Source organism: Mesorhizobium delmotii (assembly GCF_900149755.1).
Taxonomy (GTDB): domain Bacteria; phylum Pseudomonadota; class Alphaproteobacteria; order Rhizobiales; family Rhizobiaceae; genus Mesorhizobium; species Mesorhizobium delmotii.
This window is the reverse complement of sequence record NZ_FUIG01000052.1, coordinates 1,853-19,726: the sequence shown is the minus strand read 5'-3', so window position 1 is coordinate 19,726 and position 17,874 is coordinate 1,853. Positions and strand designations below refer to the sequence as shown.

The window sequence follows — 17,874 nt, the reverse complement described above, 5'->3', positions numbered from 1 at the left end:
GCGCCGCATATAAGTCATAACGTGAGATCGGTCTGTTCTCTGAAACCGGACATCGCCGCGATTGAGACCAACAGGCCTTTCGCGCTGAGCAGGCGCAGTTCCCACTCCATCACCGGGAACGGCGCGCCATGATAAGAAAAATGGTCAGGCTCGGTCCTCACATTGTTCTCAGCTCAGTCCTTCGTTAGGTTCTGCTGAATCCGAAAAAATTGGCAACGCTCACGTGAAGAGTCTCAAAATGCGCCCCATCTCTTTGTTGCCGCTTCTCGCTTCTCTCGCGTCGTCGACCGGTTTTGCCGAAGAGGTCTACCACAACGTGGCCAGCCGAGATTCATTGGTTCGCGCCGACATACTCGGCCGCATGATGAACGCGCTGACGTTACACAAAGAATTTGACGACAAATGCGATTTGGTTCCGCTCATAGACATTAAGGCATTCGAAAATTATTACAAAAAGCTGACTTGGAGCCTTAGTCCTTCGGACCTCGCACTAGTACAAAAACACTACTCCAACGCACAAACCACTTGGAGCGCCAAAGGCGGCGGCGTACCGGGAACAGAGTGTGATGACCTTGCCTATCAAATTCTAGATTTCGATATTGGAACCCCGAATCCCCGCGACGAGATGCTAAGTCTTCTCAATGCGGCACCGCGTGGTAGTTCACAGTACAAAATCTACGCAGCGGCGGCAGCATGGGGTGGATATCTCCAAGCTTTCATCACCTGTTCCGATTACTATGTCAGTTCGAACGCCGTGGATAAGATCCAAAAACGTAATAGGGACGAGTTTCGAGTTCCGTACCTATTGGCAAGGATGGCCGCCGTTAAAGTGCCTCCTGATTGTCGCGATGTCGAGCTTTTCGCACGTGATGGCGATGTGTATCGCGCTAAAAGCAAGTAAAAAGAACCGCGCTTCCGCGTTCGTGCCATCGCAACTCGGCCGCAGTTGCATGTCTCCTCGGCGGCCGGTCGCGCAGACGGTCGGAGAAGTCTTGACCATGGGGGCAGCCGCGAACCCCAATGTGGCCGGTGGCGATATCTGCCTGGAGAGGCGAGAAAACCAATTTGTACCTTCGAACCCAATGGCGGCTTTTGGCTCATAATCCGAAAAGGCGAGTAGTCCGCTGTCGGTCCTAGGCTGCCGAGCAGCAATGCGCCTCAAGTCCGACGTTCTCCTCCTGGAAGCGGACAGTTAGTCAGACAGATTGGACGGTCGGCAGTCAGCCATGATGTCCTCCCGAAGGCTGACTTTGCGTGGTGCCGAGAGTGCGGCTGCATTGGAGCAAAGTAGGGTCAGCCGACTCGTGGCTCTGGGCTACATCATGGCAAGGAACGGATTTATGATATCAAGGATTCCGGGGTACTGATCCGGCGACAAGGCCGACAGTTCGTCGACGAGTTCGATCACATCGCCGTCTTCCACCACCTGATCGTGAAGCCTCACTGTGCCCAGGATCGTCTGCCCGTTGTCCGGACGGCTGCTGAGGATGAGCGCAATCATCGCCGCCACGTTTGTGGTGTCCTGGTCCTGCTGGTTCGGGCTATCGATGATCATGGGCGCCGTGAGGGCAGACGAAAACCTAATGACAGTCTTCATAAGCGCGAGATGGTAAGCGAGGACTGCGCGGGGCTGGTCGCTTCCCGTGTCGTTGACCTTGCGGACGATTTTGCTCGCGCTGTCGAGGTCGATCTTGCGAACATTGAGCGTGCGCAGGAAGCCGATCATGAGCTGCGCGCAGTAGGCCTCGATCTCCTTTCTGCGCTTCTTGTCGTCAAGCTTCTTCACCTCGGCGTCGATCTCAACGATCTCACCAGCCCTCTTATCGACTTCCGCACGGATGTCGTTGAGCTGCGAGTCAAAAAGGCCTCTCGCCATGTTTGCGCTGGCGTTCTCGATAACCTCTTTGAGCGTCAGGTCCCCTTCCTTCTCCGCAAGAGTTCCCGAAACCTTTTCGATAAGCGCGTCAGTGTCGTGAAGGCGCGTCTCTACCTTTTCTGCCCTCTTCCGAACAACGACCAGGCGGTCATGCTGGTCGCGAAGGAATTGGGCGCAGGCTTCACGGTCGTCGAGGATGGAGAACTTGTGCGTGAAATAGTTGTCGTGGACGGTTCCGCAGGTAGGGCAAAAAATCTCAGCCTCGGCCTTCGAGGCGTAGGTATAATCCTTGCCAAGTTCGGTATAGCTTCGAACGCTTTCGTCTGATCTCCGGCTTAACCTACCATCAAGCAGACCGTCCGCTGTCGGCCCCAAGGCGGACAGTTGTCTTTGGCCAAGGCCGCCACCAGCAATAATTCGTCCTCCCCTATGCCCCCAGCGTCGGCTCCGTATTCACCTCCAGCGCCTCTTCCGCCTCATCCTCCTCGCCGAGAACCTCGCCGTGCACCCCCAGCGGGCGGCCTATCCAGATCGGGTCGACCAGATGGTCGCGCTTGGGGTTAGTGGTGTTCGGGTGGACGAGGATGCTCAGGCCGCCGTGGTTCAGCATCAGCCACGGAACGAGGGTAGCGAAAGCTCCGGTGGCGAACGAGACCTGGTACATGGCCTGCTCATGCGGGCCAACCGGCTCGTCGCGCCAGTTGCCCAGGCGCACGCGGAAACGTTCGCCGATGCGAAGGCGCAGCCATTCGGCATGCTGCCGCTCGGCCGGCCCGTCATAGTAGATATGGGCGTGATAGCTGGCGATCTCCGCGAGAGGCCTTGGAGTGGCGGCGTCTTCGTTCACCTTGATGCTCTCCTTCGATGATTCCGGCAGACCCGAAGCATGGAAGGCCGACCTTGTCGAGGCAGTATTGATGCCGGGGGATAACTGGACAAGCGTGGTTTTGACCCTAGTCACCCACGCGCGCGAGCGTGCCGAGATGATTGCCGTCGAGAAATTCCACTGTCATGGCCGACGCCTTGCCGTTGGGGCCGAGGACAAAGCTTACACCGGACGGCGCGTCCGGCGTCTCGGCGTCCGGATAGGTCAGGAACATGTCGCGGTCGAAATGCTCCAGTGAATAGGACCGGGCGCCGCCCGGTCCGACCTTGAGCACAAGGCCGTCACCCTCACCCGACACAACCGCATCGCCGATGAAGTCGTTGAAATAGCGCCCTTTATAGGCACTGGCCGGCCCGGCTGGCCTTGCGGGAGACGGTGGCGCGGCATAGGTGGCCTTGGCCGCCGCGACCGCCGGGCCGAACAGGCTCGCATAGGTATCGTCCCATGCCTTGACCCAATCCTTCTCGACCTTTCCGTCAAAGATGAGATCGGCGAAGCTCTCGGACAGCCCTTCCGGCACACCTGTCGAAAAGGCATTGGCGACGATGACGATGCCAAGCTTCTCCTCCGGAAAGAGCGTCACCAGGGTGCGTGCGCCGACGCTGAAGGCGCCGGCATGACCCCAGCTCAGGCCGTGCCGGCCGAATTCGACATTCCAGCCGAGACCGTAGAAGGACTGGCCGCCTGAGACGGGGTTCCTGCCGCGCGCCATCAGAGGAACATGCGTCTGGTCCAGCGCGTCGGCTTTAATGAGTGTCTCGCCGGCATAGACACCATTGCCGAGTACGAGGCGCACCCATTGCGAGAGATCGCGTACTGTAGAGCTGACGCCGCCCGCAGGCGCCTGCGCATCCGGATCGCGCTTTACCTTCGCGGCCCAGACGCCGTCGATCTTGACGTGGAGCGCAGCGCGATTGGCGTGCTTGATGAAGTCCGAATGACGGGAGCTGGTCGAAGCCATTCCAAGCGGACGGTAGAGCTTCTCCTCGGCGATCTCCTCCCAAGGCTTGCCCGTCGGCTTCGCGGCCGCGACGGCGCCCTCGGTCAGTCCGAAATTGCTGTAGGAGTAGCCGGCACGAAAGCTCGACGACGGCGACACGAACCGCAGGCGACGCAGGATCTCCGCACGGTCATAGCCAATGTCCTCAAGGTCGTCGCCGGCCGTGCCGGGAAGTCCGCTGCGGTGCGAAAACAGGTCGCGGACCGTGAGTTCACTGGTCGGATAGGGCTCGGACAGCCGGAACGCCGGATCGAGATCGACGATTTTCGCATCCCAGGAAACGATGCCCTCGCTGACCAGCGCCGCCACTATCGTTGCGGAGACCGGCTTGGAGAGGGAGGCGATCTGGAACACCGTATCGGCGTCGACCGCCTCCGGCTTGCCGGCCTCGCGATGGCCGAACCCCTTGACGAAGACCACCTTGTCGCCATGCACGACCCCAATGGCGAGACCAGGCACCCCACCATCCGCGACGACGCCTTCGGCGAGCGCCTCGAGCTTCGACAGGGCGGCAGTGATCCGCTCAGGCGTAATGGTGTCGGCCGACGCCGCATGCGGCGAAAGCACCATGACGGCAATGAAGGCCCACATCCCCCAACGGCGGAAATTCCGACCCAGCCCCACGCTCGAGCTCCCCCTATCCCCTGCAAGCACTGGTCATACTACAGGCCGACGCAGGAAAGACCAACCCTCGCCTGGTCGCGCTTCCCCTGTTCTTGCCGTTAAACAGGACTAACGGCGCCGTTCCGGTTTACCGCCAGGTAATCCGCCCGCCGGGCGAACAGGTCCGGGACCACTGCATGCACCTCCGCGATCAGGTCCTGTATGTCGGCGGTGAGAAGGACGCCGTTCTCGACGATGATCTTTCCGTCCACCATCGTCAGGTCGACATCGCTGCCGCGCACCGCATGAACAAGGTTGTGGTGCAGATTGAACCAGGGGCCGCTCATCAGCGGCGTCATGCGCGGCGTGTCGGTCCTGACTGCGATGATGTCCGCCTTCTTGCCAGGCTCGAGAGAGCCGATCTCATGATCAAGGCCAATGGCCTTCGCGCCTGAGATCGTGCCCATGCGCAGGACATCCCAGGCGTCGAGAGCCGAGGCGTCGAGCTTGTGCAGCTTGGCGAGCAGCGAGGTGCATTTCATGTCGTCGAACATGTCGAGATTGTTGTTCTCCTTCTCGCCATCGGTGCCGATCCCGACCGCCACGCCAGCGGCAAGCAGTTTTTCCACGGGCGCCGTCCCGCTCGCGAGCTTCATGTTGCTGACCGGATTGTGCGCCACGCCGATGCCATGCGTGGCGATGATGCCGATCTCCTCGTCATCGAGCCAAACGCAGTGGGCAAGCAGCACGTTTTTGGGCTCGAACAGGCCGAAGCGGCGCAGCACCTCGATGGGGCGCTGCTGGTAACGGCGGTCCATTTCGACAATTTCCGCCTGCGCCTCGTTGCTGTGGGTGTGAAAGCCCGTGTCGAACTTTTTCGCGAGATCAATGGCGCGCCTGTATCCGGCTTCGGTGGAGTAGAAGGCGTGCTCCAGGCCGACCCAGACGTGGATACGGTCGTCGGCGCCGTGATGCCACTCTTCAAGCAGCTTTTCATTGGAATCGAACGTCTCGAAATAATCATAGTCGGGATGCGCGCCCACGTAAGGCACCAGCACGGAACGGTTGCCGATCGCGGCCGCCGCCCGCGCGCTGCCATCCATATAGCGCCACATATCGACGATGGTGGTTGTGCCGGAGAGGACGGCCTCCGCATAGCAGAGCCACGAGGCGGCCTCTGCCTCGCGGGGCCGAAGCACGCGGTGCATCGGATCAATGTACATGCGCAGCCAATCCCAGACCGGCAGCCCCTCGGCCGTGCCCCTCAAAATGCCGGAGTGGCAATGGGCGTTGACCAGACCTGGCATGAGGAGGCGATTCCTGAGCCGGCGGAGTTCTGTGCGGGGATAAGCCTTCTCGATCTCCGACCTCTGGCCGACGGCGGCGATCCTGCCGGAACGCACGACGACTGCTCCATCCTCGATGACGCGGCGCTCCGCGTCCATCGTGATCACCGTGTCTGCGGCCAGTATCAGATCCCGCTCCATTGTCGCCCTTTCTTATCAGTTCCGCTGTCGAAGCTAAGTTTTCCGCGCGATGACGACAAGCGCATAGACTCGCGCATGGTGTGCGCATAATTAGAACAGGCGGGAAGGAACGCAGGATGCCCTTGATCACGCAGTCGGCGCGGCTGCTCGAAATGGTGGCCCGCTACGGATCAATCCGCAGGGCGGCGGAACGCGTCAATGCCGCCCCCTCGGCGGTGAACCGCCAGATCCTCAATCTGGAGGCTGAGCTTGGGACGCTCCTGTTCGAGCGCGTTCCGCGCGGCATGCGGCTGACCGAGGCGGGAAAGATCCTCGTCGATCAAATCCGTGCCTGGCAGCGCGACTACGAGCGCGCCCGCGCCTCCGTGGAAGGCCTGAAGGGCCAGAACGGAGAGTTGGTGCGGATCGGGGTGATGGAATGCCTGGCCGCCGACTTCCTGCCTCGTGCTTTCGGCGAGCTGCAGCAGGAGCATCCGGACGCTACGATGCGGGCGGTCGTGGACGGCACGGCGGAGATCGCGGCCCAACTCCTCTCCAACGAGATCGATCTCGCGGTCGCCTTCAACATGCCGCGCGACACGGGTTTGAAGATAGTCCACGAGATCCGGGTGGAACTCGGCGCCGTCATGCCGCCGAGCCATCGTCTGGCGCGGGAACAGGAAGTGCCGCTTTCCGCGCTCCTTGAATATCCTCTAGTGCTTGCCGATGGCACGCTGAGCATCCGGCCAATCGTGGACGCCATGCTGGGGCGCACGCGCAGGCCGGCCGCAGAAGCGGTCGTGACCAATTCCATCATAATGCTGAAGTCGATGGTGATGCGCGGAGCAGGTGTAGGAGTGCTCACGTCGGTCGACGTCTATAGCGAGGTCAAGGCAGGCCAGCTTTACTTCGCGCCGATCGCCGGCGCGCGTGTCTTCGAACTGCTCTCCGTTTCGGTGCGTGACACCAAGGCGCTCAATCCCAGCGCGGTAAGGATGGCCGAGATCGTCTCCTCTGCCATGGACAAGTTGACTCAGCCTATCCCTGAGAGCCAGCAGGTCAACGGTAGCGAACGGACCATCGCTCAGCGGCAACGACCGTCATGAAGAACCCGATCGACAAAAGCGATGAGAGCACGATGGCGGCGTAGAGCCGGTCGGACTGATAGTTGAAGGTCGCCTGGATGATCAGCGCGCCGAGACCTTTGTCGGAGCCGATCCATTCGCCAACGATCGCGCCGATCACCGCGGTCGCCGAGGCGATCCGCAGCGAGGCGAAAAGCATTGGCAGCGCGCGCGGCAGGCGCAGGCGCCAGAATATTTCCCAGCGCGTCGCCGACAGCACGCGGAACAGCTCGTGCTCGCTGGGGCTCGCCGATTCCAGCCCCCGGATCATGTTGATGAGCGTCGGGAAGAAACAGATCACTGCCGCGATCACGATCTTGGGCAGCATGCCGAGGCCGAAGATGAGGATGACGACCGGGGCCAGCGCAAGCACCGGGATCGTATTGAAGAACAGCACGACCGGAAAATAGGCAGCCTGAAGCGTACGGCTGTGCACGAAGACGACCGCCAGCAGCACTGCGGCGAGGTTGCCGAGCACGAAGCCGGAGAGCGCCTCGATGGCCGTCGGCCAGAGGTTCGACAGGAGAAGCGATCCGTTCCTGGCAAACACGCCCGCTATCGCGGTCGGCGTCGGAACGATGTATGCCGGCACGCCGGCGAGCGGCAGCAGGAATTGCCATGCGAGAACGAGCGAGCCGGCGCCGACGATCGGCAGCACGGTTTGTGCGAACGGCGAAAGCGGGCCTCGGTTCACGAGGCCGCTCCAAGGGCGGAGCGCATCCTGGCCATTGCCGCGACGATCGCCGGATCCTCGCGCGAGCATCTGTTGTCCGGCCCCTTCAGCGGACGAAGGTCGTGGTCGGCGACAATCCGGCCGGGATGGGCGGCAAGCACGATCACGCGCTGTCCGAGATAGACGGCTTCGGCAATGGAATGCGTGACGAACAGCACTGTCGTTCCGGTCCGCCGCCAAAGGTTCAGCAGTTCGTCGTTGAGGCGATCGCGGGTGATCTCGTCAAGCGCACCAAACGGCTCGTCCATCAGAAGCAGGCGTGGCTCGCCAAGCAGCGCCCGGGCGATCGCCAGCCTTTGGCGTTGTCCGCCGGAGAGCTGATGCGGCAGGCGCTCACTGAGCGCCGACAGGCCGACGAGTTCGAGCAGTTCGTCGGCCCGGTCGTCTATCATGCGCGACAGGCTGCGGCGGCCCACCTGGATCGGCAGCCGTACATTCTCGCGCGCCGTGCGCCACGGCAAAAGGGTCGAGTCCTGGAAGACGAAGCCCACGCCGCGGCCGGAGCGTACCGCCGACGGCGTTTCGCCCATCACGCGTATCGTGCCCGCAAGTGGCGCCAGCAGATCGGCGACAACCCGCAGAAACGTCGACTTTCCGCAGCCCGAAGGCCCTAGGATCGACAGCAACGTCCCGGCCTCGACTGTCAGTTCGAGGCCGGAGATCACCGTCACGGGCGACGGCCGGCCGGGATAGCCGACGTCGAGCCCGGAGGTTTCGATGGCCGGCGCGGCCATCAAGCGGCGGGCGCGCCGAGCTTCGGCCGTTCAGCCGCACTGAGTTCGAGAATCTTCGTCGTATAGACGTCCTCGGCCTTCGGCCTGCCGTTCGGGTATTGGCCAATCTGGTCAAGCAGCGCGATCTGGCTCTCGATCGAGGCAGGATCGAACGTGCCCCATCCATCCTTTTTCGTGTTGTCGTCGAACGACAGTTTCAGCACCAGGGGGATCGTCTTCTTTTCCCAGCCTGCGTCGATCTCGGGATAGGCCGCGACGAGCTTGTCGACCGCCTGCTCGGGATTGGCGTGGACCCAGCCCCACCCCTTGGCGACCGCGCCGATGAATTTTGCCAGGGTCGCGGAATCGGATTCGATGGCGCTGTCGGTCGCGAAGTAGACGTCGGCATAGGACGCCAGGCCCAGCTCCGACAACAGCAGATCGATGCGATCATCGCCGACGACGCTGAGCGCCTGCGTGTTGGTGATCCAGCCGCCGATCGCATCCACGTCGCCACGAACCAGCGGCGCCTTGTCGAACCCGACATTGACGATGGTGACCTCGGAAGGATCGATCTCGTTCTTCGCGAGCATCGCGTCGATGGCGAAGCGCGCGGTCGGCTGCGTGCCGATCCGCATCCCCTTCAGGTCCGCCGCCGACCGGATCGGCTTCGCCGGTTTCGACGTCAGCGCATAAGGCCCGGTGCGATAGCCGCAGGCGATGATCTTCACCGGGACGCCGCTCGCCCGCGCGGCATAGAGTTGAGGCGATTCCGAGAATTGGCCGAGCTGGGCGGCACCGGACACCACTGGCGGCACGGTGGCGGCGTTCGGTCCGCCGGGGCTGAACTCGACTTCGAGCCCGGCTTCTGTGAAGTAGCCATTGGCGACGGCTGCCACGTCGCCGATCTGGCCGTTCGACATCAGCCAGTCATACTGGACGACGAGCTTGGCAGCTGCCGAGGCGCTGGCGCCAAACAGCTGAAGTCCCGGCCCGAAAGCCGCCAGGCCGGCGGCGCCGGCCTTCAGGATCGATCTGCGATTCCATTGCGATGTGTTCCCACTCATCTTCTTGCTCCTTGTTGGACTGTTTGCATGCGGCGCGGCCCTTCTTGCGAGGCCGTCGCGATCCAATCACACTTGCGTGTCGTGATAGTCGCCCGGCCCGGCGCCGGTCCAGGCGTAGAGCTCCCACAGCGTCCCGTCCGGGTCGTGGAAGTAGGCGCAGCGCGCGTTCCAGACATAGTCGCCGGGCGGCCCGACGAACGGCACTCCCTTGTCCGACAGTTCGGTATAGAGCCAGTCGACCTCGCCGGCGCTTTCGAGTTCCATGGCAACGCACGCCTTGTGCGCATGCTTCGGTGAACGGACATTCGAGACGCCGCAGTGGCGATTGATGTGATCCAGTTCCCATGCGGCGAGCGTCACACGCTCGGAATGAAAATCGACAAAGCCCTCGGCGCGGCGTCTGATCCGGTAGCCGAGCTTCTGCGTATAGAAGTCGATGGTGCGGTCGATATCCTCGACGAGGAGGCATATGTCGGTGATTGCCTTGGTCTGCCCGAGCGACATGGTCATTTGCCTCGATTGATCTTCGCGGTGAGTTCGACGCCTACCCGCGCTGCCGCGCCGTCGATGTGCCGGCGCATCGCCTCGCCGGCAGCCTGCGGATCATGCGCGGCGAGCGCGTCGTAGATTCGCACGTGCTCGGCGACATTGACCTCGACCAGGTCGTGGAGCGGATTGGTGAGGCGGGCATAGTGGATCGACTGGCGGATCTGCTCGCAGACGAAGGAAATGAAGGTGTAGATGTAGCTATTGCCGGTGGCCCGGGCGATCGCCCGATGGAAAAGCAGATCGGCCTCGATGCTGCCATCCTCCCAGCGCTCCTCGCCGCCCATGCGGTCCAGCGCAGCCTTGATTGCGTCAAGATCATCGGATGCGCAGCGCGCCGCGGCGAGTGTGGCGGATTCGGTCTCCAGAATGCTGCGCAGCTCGAAGAGCTGCTCCAGGTTGCGCTGGTCCTTTAGCGCTTCGCGGTCGATCCGGATGGCCGTCCGCTGTTCCGGCGCCATGACGAATGCGCCCACCCCCTGACGCGCCTCGATCATGCCATCGGCGCGAAGCTGCGCGATCGCTTCCCTGACAACATTGCGGCTGACGCCGAACTTGTCGGCGAGCTGGCTTTCGGTGGGAAGCCGGGCTCCCGGGATGATGTCGCCGCCCTCGATCTCGCGGCTCAGATGCGAAGCGACGCGATGCGGAAGCGCCTCCACGCTGCCGATGATGGACGAACGCTGTTTCATGCGGCTTTCCCTTAAAAATCGCCCGGATCAGGCATGAGACACGCGGGATTGAACAGGCCTGCCGGATCGAAGGCTGCCTTGATCGCGGTATGAAGCTGCCGTTCGCGTTGCGACAGGCCGGCCCAGAACACCTGACTGCGGCTGCGACCCACACCATGCTCGGCACTGAACGAGCCGCCGAGCGCGCCGACCACTTCATAGAGACTGGTCAAAACCGCCTGCCCTGCGGTCCTCGCTTCGCCGGGATCGCAACCTATGGGAGGCAGCACGTTGAAATGGATGTTCCCGTCGCCCGCGTGGCCATAGGCCAGCGAAGTCCAGCCTGGCCACTCGCGCACGATGCACGCGCGTGCTTGCTCGATCAGCTGCGGCACTTCGCTGAGGCGAACCGAAAGGTCGGTGCGGACATGAAAGCCGCGCCGCGCCTGCCCTTCGACCAGCCCCTCACGGATGGCCCAGAATGCGGCGGCCTGGGAGCGGCTTTGCGCGACGACACCGTCCTTGATCAGGTCGGTCTCAAGGGCGCGCGCCAGCATGGTTTCAAGAAGTCCGCCGGCGTCTATCCCTGGCCCACAGGCGACTTCGACGATCGCATGAACCGGACATTGTTGTGTCAACGGTGAGCGCAGGTTCGGATCGATGAGATGGGCCAGCGGCAGGCACTCCTCGCCGATGACCTCAAACGCGCTGAGAAGATCGGAGCAGAAATGCCGCGCCATCCGGAACAGTTCGCATGCCTGGCGGAAGCTGCCCAGTCCGACATAGGCGGTCTCGACCTGCGTCGGCCGGGGCGAGAGCCTTACTTCGACGCCCGTGACGACCCCGAGCGTTCCTTCCGAACCGATCATCAATTGCTTCAGGCTGTAGCCGCGATTGTCCTTGCGCAGCCCGTTCATGCCGTTCCACAGCGTGCCGTCCGGCAGGACCGTCTCAAGCCCGAGCACCAGATCACGCGTCATGCCGTACCGCAGCACATTGATGCCGCCGGCGTTGGTCGCAACATTGCCGCCGATCGTGCACGATCCCTGCGCACCAAGCGCGAGAGGGAAGGTCATGTCGGATGCTTCAGCGGCGTCCTTGACGTCCTGCAGCACGGCACCGGCGTCAGCTTGCAGCGTGAAGTCCAGCGGATCGACGCAGCGTATCCGATTGAGACGCTCAAGCGACAGCACTGCGTAGTCCGAACTGTCGGAAATGGCGCCACCTGCAAGTCCGGTATTGCCACCCTGCACGACAATAGCGACACCGCTCTGCGAGCACCATCTCACAAACGCCTGGACGTCTGCCACGGATCCTGGACGCACGATGAAGCGGGCACTTCCGCGCCTGTCGCGACCCCAATCGAGGAGGTAGCGCTCTGCCAGTGGCGACCGTCCGTCTATCCGCGCATCACCCGCCAACTGCGCGGGCAGCTCAACAATTGCGCCGGAAGCTTCGCGTTGAAGAGATGGATGAACCGTAGTCATGGGTCCGATCATACGGTCATCCTACAACATGGCAAGTCCCATTCTTTCGGTTGCCGTCATCACTTCGGCGCCGAACTCCGCGGCCCACCCCGCAATCCACGCCCGCGCCTGAACTGTTCGCCCTCGAAAAATGCTATTTTTTACAGCCGGCCGGGGCCAATGCTTAACGTGGTTGCCTGGAACTGTTCTATATAGGCCTGAACATGTTTCAGATCCTTCGCCGCCTCAAAGGCCGGTCGGTCAAGACCCGCGGGACATCTCTGCTTTGACCCTGGATAGTCGGAACCGAAGCTCGTTCCAATCGAAGCCGGCGCAGTGACGATCTGCTCAGGGGTCACCTGCCCCCCTCCAACAATGGATGCCGGTCTCCTTCGAATAAAAGATTGTGAAGGAAGGTTTCTTGCTTGGCCAGGCCGGCCAGCGGCCGTTCGAAATGGGCTAGAGACGATGCTGAAGGACATGAAGGACGGCAAGGCTCCGCCGGGCGACCCGACCCACACCGGCCTTGACATTTGCACTCCGGAGACAGCGGATACCTGCATCGCCAAATAGCGCTATTGGACGGGAGAAAACTCCCGCCCTTTTGTAGGGGATATCAATGTCGGAATTGTTCTCGCTCAACGGCCGTGTCGCGTTGGTCACGGGTGCTTCGCGTGGTCTCGGCTTCGCCATGGCCAAGGCACTTGCGGAAAACGGCGCGACAGTGATCGTCAATGCCCGCGATCCGGCCGCCCTCGCTGCGGCGGCCGAAAGGATCGGGGCCGAAGCCCTGCCGTTCGATGTCACCGACGCGGCGATCTCAAGGGCGTCGCTCGAAGGAATCGTCGAACGCCACGGCCGCCTCGATATTCTGGTCAACAACGCCGGCATCCAGCATCGAAGTCCGTTGGTCGAATGGCAGGACGAGGATTTCAACCAAGTGATTGCTGTCAATCTGTCGGCTTGCTTCCGCATGATGCGCGACGCGGTGCGCCTGATGCTGCCAAACAAGTTCGGGCGCATAATAAACACCGGATCGGTTGCAGCGATACTTGGCCGTCCCACCATTCACGCCTATGTGGCTGCAAAGGCGGGCCTGCACGGGCTGACACGCTCCACTGCCGCTGAGCTGGGCCGTCACGGCATCACCGTTAACGCGATTGCCCCCGGCTACTTCGCCACCGAGCTCAACACCGCACTTATGAGCGACGAGGCCTTCACCAAATGGGTCGAGACACGAACCCCGGCGGGCCGCTGGGCCCAGCCTGAGGAGCTCGGCGGAGCCGTGGTGTTTCTCGCCTCCGACGCTGCCGCCTACGTCAACGGACATGTACTGGCCGTTGACGGTGGGCTATCGGTTTCCCTCTGACCTGCGAAGTGCCTTCAGGAAAATTTCGGCCGGGCAATCTCAACGAAGTCGACGAAAACGATGAACTTCGCCTGCGGCGTCAGCTTTGACGCTATCGCCGCCCTTGCACTACTCTCTGAAGGCTTTGTTGACCTGTTCAGTCAACGGGTTGAGCAGATAAGCCAGGGCAGTTTTCTCGCCCGACTGAATGAAAGCCTCAGCAGGCATACCGGGGCGGATCGGATCATGGGCATCTAGCCTCGCCAGGTCAGCAGAATTGAGCACAATGTCGACTTCGAAGAACTGAAGACGGGACTGGGCATCAGTCGAGAGGTCTGCGCCGATCATAGCGACCTGTCCGTTCACCTCTGGCGTGGTTTTCTGATTAAATGACAACAGGCGGACCCGCACGGGTTGGCCGACCCAGATCGCGTTGATGTCACGAGGACGGACCCGTGCACGGAGAACCAGCGGATCCGACTCTGGAACAATGAGCATTAGCGTCTCGCCCGGACCGACCACTCCGCCGACCGTGTGAATGGCTAGCTCATGCACGAATCCCGACTGCGGCGCGATTACATCGATCCGGTCAATGCGCTCCTGCGCAGCTTGGCGCTGCTCGCGAAGTGATCCGACCTTTGTTCTTACTTCCGCAATCGCAGTCAGCACTTCGGAGCGCCAGTCGTCGTCGACTTGTATTGCTCTAAGTCCCACTTCGCTGACAGCTCCTCTCAGTTTCGCGATTTCGGCAACGAGCCGGCCAATATCGCCCTCTACGTCTGCCTTTTCACGTTCAAGGTCCAAGACGCGGTTTCTCTGAACCAATCCATCCTTTAGCAGACCCTGCATTGTCTCGAGCTCCGCAGCCGCGATCGCCAGCTGCCGTTTTCTGCCTTCGAGTTGGGCTTCCATGCCGCTGATCTGATTTTTGATTTGATTGACCTGTTCAGCAAGTTGACGCTTTTTCCCTGCAACAACTTCCAAGCGCGACGCAATAAGCTTTTGCTGACTGTCAAATATACGCTCAAGTTCAGATTTCGGCATCAACTTTACAAGTTCTGAAGGAAACTCCAACACGGAATGTCCGTCGCGTTCCGCTTCGAGTCTCTTTAGTTCGGCTTCCAATTCGGCCAACTGTGCAATAATGATTGCCAGCCGCGCACGGGGCTCAGATGGGTCAAGCCTCATGATCGCATCGCCTGCATGCACCCGTTGGCCATTCTCCACGTTCAGTTCAAGGACAATTCCTCCCTCGAGATGCTGCACCTTTTTCGCGTTTGAGCGAACAACGATTTGGCCTGGCGCGATCACCGCACCCGAAATGCTTGCGGTCGCGGCCCAGCCGCCGAGAACGAGAACGAGAGTTGCTACGACCGCAATTCCGGCTCGTTGTGTCCGTCTGAGCGAAATAGAAAAATTGCTTTCGCGGTCGTCACTCATTGCCGGCCCTCATCACGGTAACATTGTTACCTTGGTGCGGCTCCGGTACGACCGCCCGGGTGACTTGTCGAAGGACCTCGTCTTTCGGGCCGAAGGCGACTTGTTTGCCGCTGCGCAGATAAAGCAGCATGTTGACTGCATTGATTGCGCTTGGGCGGTGGGCGATCACAATGATTGTTGCGCCGCGGTCGCGCGTCGCTTTGATCGCCTGCGAAAGGGCTTGGTCGCCCTCGGCGTCTAGGTTCGAATTAGGCTCGTCGAGAACAACAAGTGCAGGATCACCATAGAGTGCGCGGGCCAGCGCGATTCTTTGGCGCTCTCCCGCGGACAGCGCCACGCCGCCCTGGCCGACCAAGGTCCCGTATCCATTGGAGAATGATAAGATCAGTTCGTGAACACCGGCGAGCTTGGCGGCGTGAAGAACGGCCTTCGCATCTGCATTCGGCTCGAATCGCGAGATGTTTCTGGCTACCGAACCTGGAAACAACACCGCATCCTGCGGCAAATAGCCGAGTTGGCGCCCGAGTATATCGCGGTTCCACTGGTCGTGGGTCGAACCGCTTATCCGGATTTCGCCTCTGACGAGAGGCGCAATCCCAAGTATTGCGTGTGCAAGCGTTGTCTTGCCCGCGCCCGAGGGTCCGATGATGCCAAGGCCGTCACCCGGGTTCACCTTGAAGGAGATACCGGCAAGCAGCGGTTCCTTCCGTGAGGAAGCCACACAGACAACATCCGAAACCGACACCGTTCCATTGAGGGGTGGAAGCTCCATTGGATCCGACGCCGTTACTTGGGTCGCATTGAGCAACTGGGCGACCCTGCGGGACGAACGCACCACCACCAGCACGCCACGCCAATGGACGATGGCCTGCTCGATAGGTGAAAGCGCGCGCGCTAGCAGTATGGACGCGGCAACCATCACTCCGCCGCTGATTTCCTGGCCGATGGCTAGATAGGCCCCGATGGCCAGTACGCCCGACTGTGACAGGAGTCGTGTCGCTTTCGACATCGCCGACAGCGTTCCGAGCCTGTCGGAAAGTCCGTTCGACAGAAGCACCGCTTCTTCGACCTTCAATTCCCAGAGCGACCGCAGATTGGATTCCATGCCTAGCGCGACGGCAGGCGCAGCCTGACGCCGGCTTTCTTCTGCAAGGCGCTGGGCTGACTCGGCGGCGGTGGAAGCTGCGAGTTGCGGTCCGCGGGTAAGCCATTCATTTGCAACGGCAAAACAAGCAAGCACCGATGCAGCGCCCACCGCGAACCATCCGAGCCATATGTGCAGCAGAAAAATCACGCCGATATAAAGCGGCACAAACGGCGCATCGAAAAACATCGCCGGTCCCGGGCCGGAGATCCAACTGCGAATTGTCTCAAGATCGCGGATCGACGGGCCGGCGTTTCCCGCGCCCCGCCACGCATCCGATTGAACTGCAGAAAAGACCGGTCCACGCAGAATTTCGTCAAGGCGCCCGGCAAGGCGGGCAAGAACGCGCGATCGCATTGCGTCAAGCGTCCCCATGAATGCGAAAAGCACGACGACCAGGATTACAAGTGCTACCAGCGTTTGAACACTGCCGCTGGAAAGCACTCGGTCATAGACCTGCAGCATGAACAAAGGGCCGGTCATCAGTAGAAGATTGACCACGCAACTGAACAGGGCAAGTGCGCAGATGGGCTTGCGCACTTGCTGGCGTAACGTCCTAAGCGGGCCGAGACCGGTCATCGTCGGTGCTCGTTTCACAGATGGAAATCGTCGGCTGTGAGAGTAACGAGGCCCGAAAGCTGGATCTCGAAATCGGCCGTTGTGTTCCCGTCTACATCGCCGTGTATGATTGTGACATTGTTGACAGTATCATGATACCAAGTGATGCTGTTTGCCTGGACTCCGGGATCGATTGCAGGAGTCGCATTGGCGACGAAAGTAAATGCCTGATCGCCAACAAATCCCCCCTGTGTCTTTGCGTCGACGGTCGACAAATCAATCTTGTCGCTTTCCGCCTGGCTGAAATCGATGATCACGTCTCGGTTGCCGGATCCAATCGGCATTTCATTCGGCGCAAGGAAAACGAAAGTATCCGCATTGGCGCCGCCGGTCATGGTGTCCTTGCCGAGGCCACCCTGGATACGGTCCGCTCCTGCGTTACCATTGATCGTGTCGTTTCCGCCGCCGCCGATGAGCACGTCGTTGAAAGCCGACCCGGTGAGTGTATCGGCAAAATTCGTCCCGATCACACCTTCGATATTTTTGTATGTGTCGGTTCCAAGGTTCGCGGCGCTAGCGTTGAAAACTGTGTTGCTCGCGCTCTGAACCAAGGTGAAATTGAGCCCTGCCGTTCCGTCTGAAAAATCGATGAGGTCGATATCGGTCCCGGCACCTTGCCCATCGATTGTATCACTTCCGGCGCCGCCTCGAAGTATGTCGCTCCCGGCACCGCCTCGAAGGGTATCTGTACCAGCGCCTCCAATGAGTATGTCAATTGAGGGACCACCGTCGTCGACGTCAGTGCCATTTCCGCTATCGATGTAGGATGCCTGATAAGACGCTGGGGTTGCGTACTGAGTTAGCAGATTTACATTGTCTCCGTTGACTGTATCAATCGATACAGTGCCCGTGGTTAGGCCTCCGTTTCCATCTGATACCTGATACGTGAAGGATCCGGCATTGACCGCATTGTTCGATAGAGGGCCTGCATTGTACGTTATGGTTTGACTGACAGCGTTGTACGTAACATTCGCCCCAGATACAGACACTATTTGCAATTTATCCAAGTCGCCGTCCGTATCATTGCCCAGAAGAACAGCGGCAGAAAATACTGCTGTTGTGCCATTGGATATAACAAGCTTGTCATTCACGGTCACCGGCGCTGCATTTACCGCGTTGACGGTGACGTTGACCGTTGCGGTCTCGGTGACGCCGCCCGAGGTCACCGTGTAG

The 17,874-nt window shown here is 60.9% G+C and carries 16 protein-coding genes; 3 read left to right on the top strand and 13 right to left on the bottom strand.

Annotation, left to right across the window (positions count from 1 at the left end; all coding sequences use genetic code 11):
* The first annotated feature begins 238 nt into the window (after positions 1–238).
* On the top strand, positions 239–901 hold the full coding sequence (locus tag BQ8482_RS30265; protein WP_123150945.1) for a hypothetical protein: 663 nt from the start codon (positions 239–241) through the stop codon (positions 899–901).
* 414 nt (positions 902–1,315) lie between these two features.
* On the opposite strand, the gene BQ8482_RS30260 is transcribed toward BQ8482_RS30265, so the two are convergent.
* The 4 genes from BQ8482_RS30260 to BQ8482_RS30245 all read right to left on the bottom strand — a co-directional run bounded on the left by BQ8482_RS30260 (position 1,316) and on the right by BQ8482_RS30245 (position 5,852).
* Entirely contained in the window at positions 1,316–2,251 is a 936-nt protein-coding gene (locus BQ8482_RS30260; RefSeq protein WP_123150944.1) for a hypothetical protein, read from the bottom strand.
* 52 nt (positions 2,252–2,303) lie between these two features.
* Positions 2,304–2,723 carry a DOPA 4,5-dioxygenase family protein gene (locus BQ8482_RS30255; protein ID WP_123150955.1) on the bottom strand — a complete coding sequence of 140 codons (420 nt, stop codon included), beginning with the start codon at positions 2,721–2,723 and terminating at the stop codon, positions 2,304–2,306.
* Positions 2,724–2,829: 106 nt separating this feature from the next.
* Positions 2,830–4,386, bottom strand: coding sequence for a serine hydrolase (locus BQ8482_RS30250; RefSeq protein WP_123150943.1), 1,557 nt, complete (start codon positions 4,384–4,386; stop codon positions 2,830–2,832).
* A 98-nt stretch (positions 4,387–4,484) separates the two neighbouring features.
* A complete protein-coding gene (locus tag BQ8482_RS30245) occupies positions 4,485–5,852 on the bottom strand; it encodes an amidohydrolase family protein (protein WP_123150942.1) in 1,368 nt (455 codons plus the stop codon).
* A 116-nt stretch (positions 5,853–5,968) separates the two neighbouring features.
* Between BQ8482_RS30245 and BQ8482_RS30240 the strand changes: the two genes are divergently transcribed.
* The gene (locus BQ8482_RS30240) at positions 5,969–6,937 is read left to right on the top strand and encodes a LysR family transcriptional regulator (protein WP_123150941.1); all 969 of its coding nucleotides are present in this window, start codon (positions 5,969–5,971) and stop codon (positions 6,935–6,937) included.
* Here BQ8482_RS30240 and BQ8482_RS30235 read toward each other — a convergent pair.
* From BQ8482_RS30235 to BQ8482_RS30210, 6 genes are all read right to left on the bottom strand, one after another.
* The gene (locus BQ8482_RS30235; RefSeq protein ID WP_244603043.1) at positions 6,891–7,649 is read right to left on the bottom strand and encodes an ABC transporter permease; all 759 of its coding nucleotides are present in this window, start codon (positions 7,647–7,649) and stop codon (positions 6,891–6,893) included. The two genes, BQ8482_RS30240 and BQ8482_RS30235, sit on opposite strands and share 47 nt — an antisense overlap.
* A complete protein-coding gene (locus tag BQ8482_RS30230; protein ID WP_208867884.1) occupies positions 7,646–8,422 on the bottom strand; it encodes an ABC transporter ATP-binding protein in 777 nt (258 codons plus the stop codon). Before BQ8482_RS30230 ends, BQ8482_RS30235 begins: the two co-directional genes overlap by 4 nt.
* Complete coding sequence (locus BQ8482_RS30225; protein WP_123150938.1) at positions 8,422–9,468, bottom strand: ABC transporter substrate-binding protein; 1,047 nt, start codon at positions 9,466–9,468, stop codon at positions 8,422–8,424. The genes BQ8482_RS30230 and BQ8482_RS30225 overlap by 1 nt, the downstream gene beginning before the upstream one ends.
* Before the next feature lie 66 nt (positions 9,469–9,534).
* Positions 9,535–9,972 (bottom strand): VOC family protein, encoded by a 438-nt coding sequence (locus tag BQ8482_RS30220; RefSeq protein WP_425294150.1) that lies wholly within the window; start codon positions 9,970–9,972, stop codon positions 9,535–9,537.
* A 2-nt stretch (positions 9,973–9,974) separates the two neighbouring features.
* Positions 9,975–10,706, bottom strand: a complete 732-nt coding sequence (locus BQ8482_RS30215; protein ID WP_123150936.1) for a FadR/GntR family transcriptional regulator — start codon at positions 10,704–10,706, stop codon at positions 9,975–9,977.
* An 11-nt stretch (positions 10,707–10,717) separates the two neighbouring features.
* Complete coding sequence (locus tag BQ8482_RS30210; protein WP_244603042.1) at positions 10,718–12,184, bottom strand: FAD-binding oxidoreductase; 1,467 nt, start codon at positions 12,182–12,184, stop codon at positions 10,718–10,720.
* A gap of 586 nt (positions 12,185–12,770) precedes the next feature.
* Between BQ8482_RS30210 and BQ8482_RS30200 the strand changes: the two genes are divergently transcribed.
* Positions 12,771–13,520 (top strand): glucose 1-dehydrogenase, encoded by a 750-nt coding sequence (locus tag BQ8482_RS30200; protein ID WP_123150935.1) that lies wholly within the window; start codon positions 12,771–12,773, stop codon positions 13,518–13,520.
* A 108-nt stretch (positions 13,521–13,628) separates the two neighbouring features.
* Here BQ8482_RS30200 and BQ8482_RS30195 read toward each other — a convergent pair whose 3' ends face one another.
* The 3 genes from BQ8482_RS30195 to BQ8482_RS30185 form a co-directional block, all read right to left on the bottom strand.
* Positions 13,629–14,939 carry an HlyD family type I secretion periplasmic adaptor subunit gene (locus BQ8482_RS30195; protein ID WP_123150934.1) on the bottom strand — a complete coding sequence of 437 codons (1,311 nt, stop codon included), beginning with the start codon at positions 14,937–14,939 and terminating at the stop codon, positions 13,629–13,631.
* On the bottom strand, positions 14,932–16,662 hold the full coding sequence (locus tag BQ8482_RS30190; RefSeq protein ID WP_123150933.1) for a type I secretion system permease/ATPase: 1,731 nt from the start codon (positions 16,660–16,662) through the stop codon (positions 14,932–14,934). The genes BQ8482_RS30195 and BQ8482_RS30190 overlap by 8 nt, the downstream gene beginning before the upstream one ends.
* Before the next feature lie 14 nt (positions 16,663–16,676).
* Positions 16,677–17,874 (bottom strand): Ig-like domain-containing protein (locus BQ8482_RS30185; protein ID WP_208867883.1); only part of this gene is annotated, 1,198 nt, incomplete at its 5' end.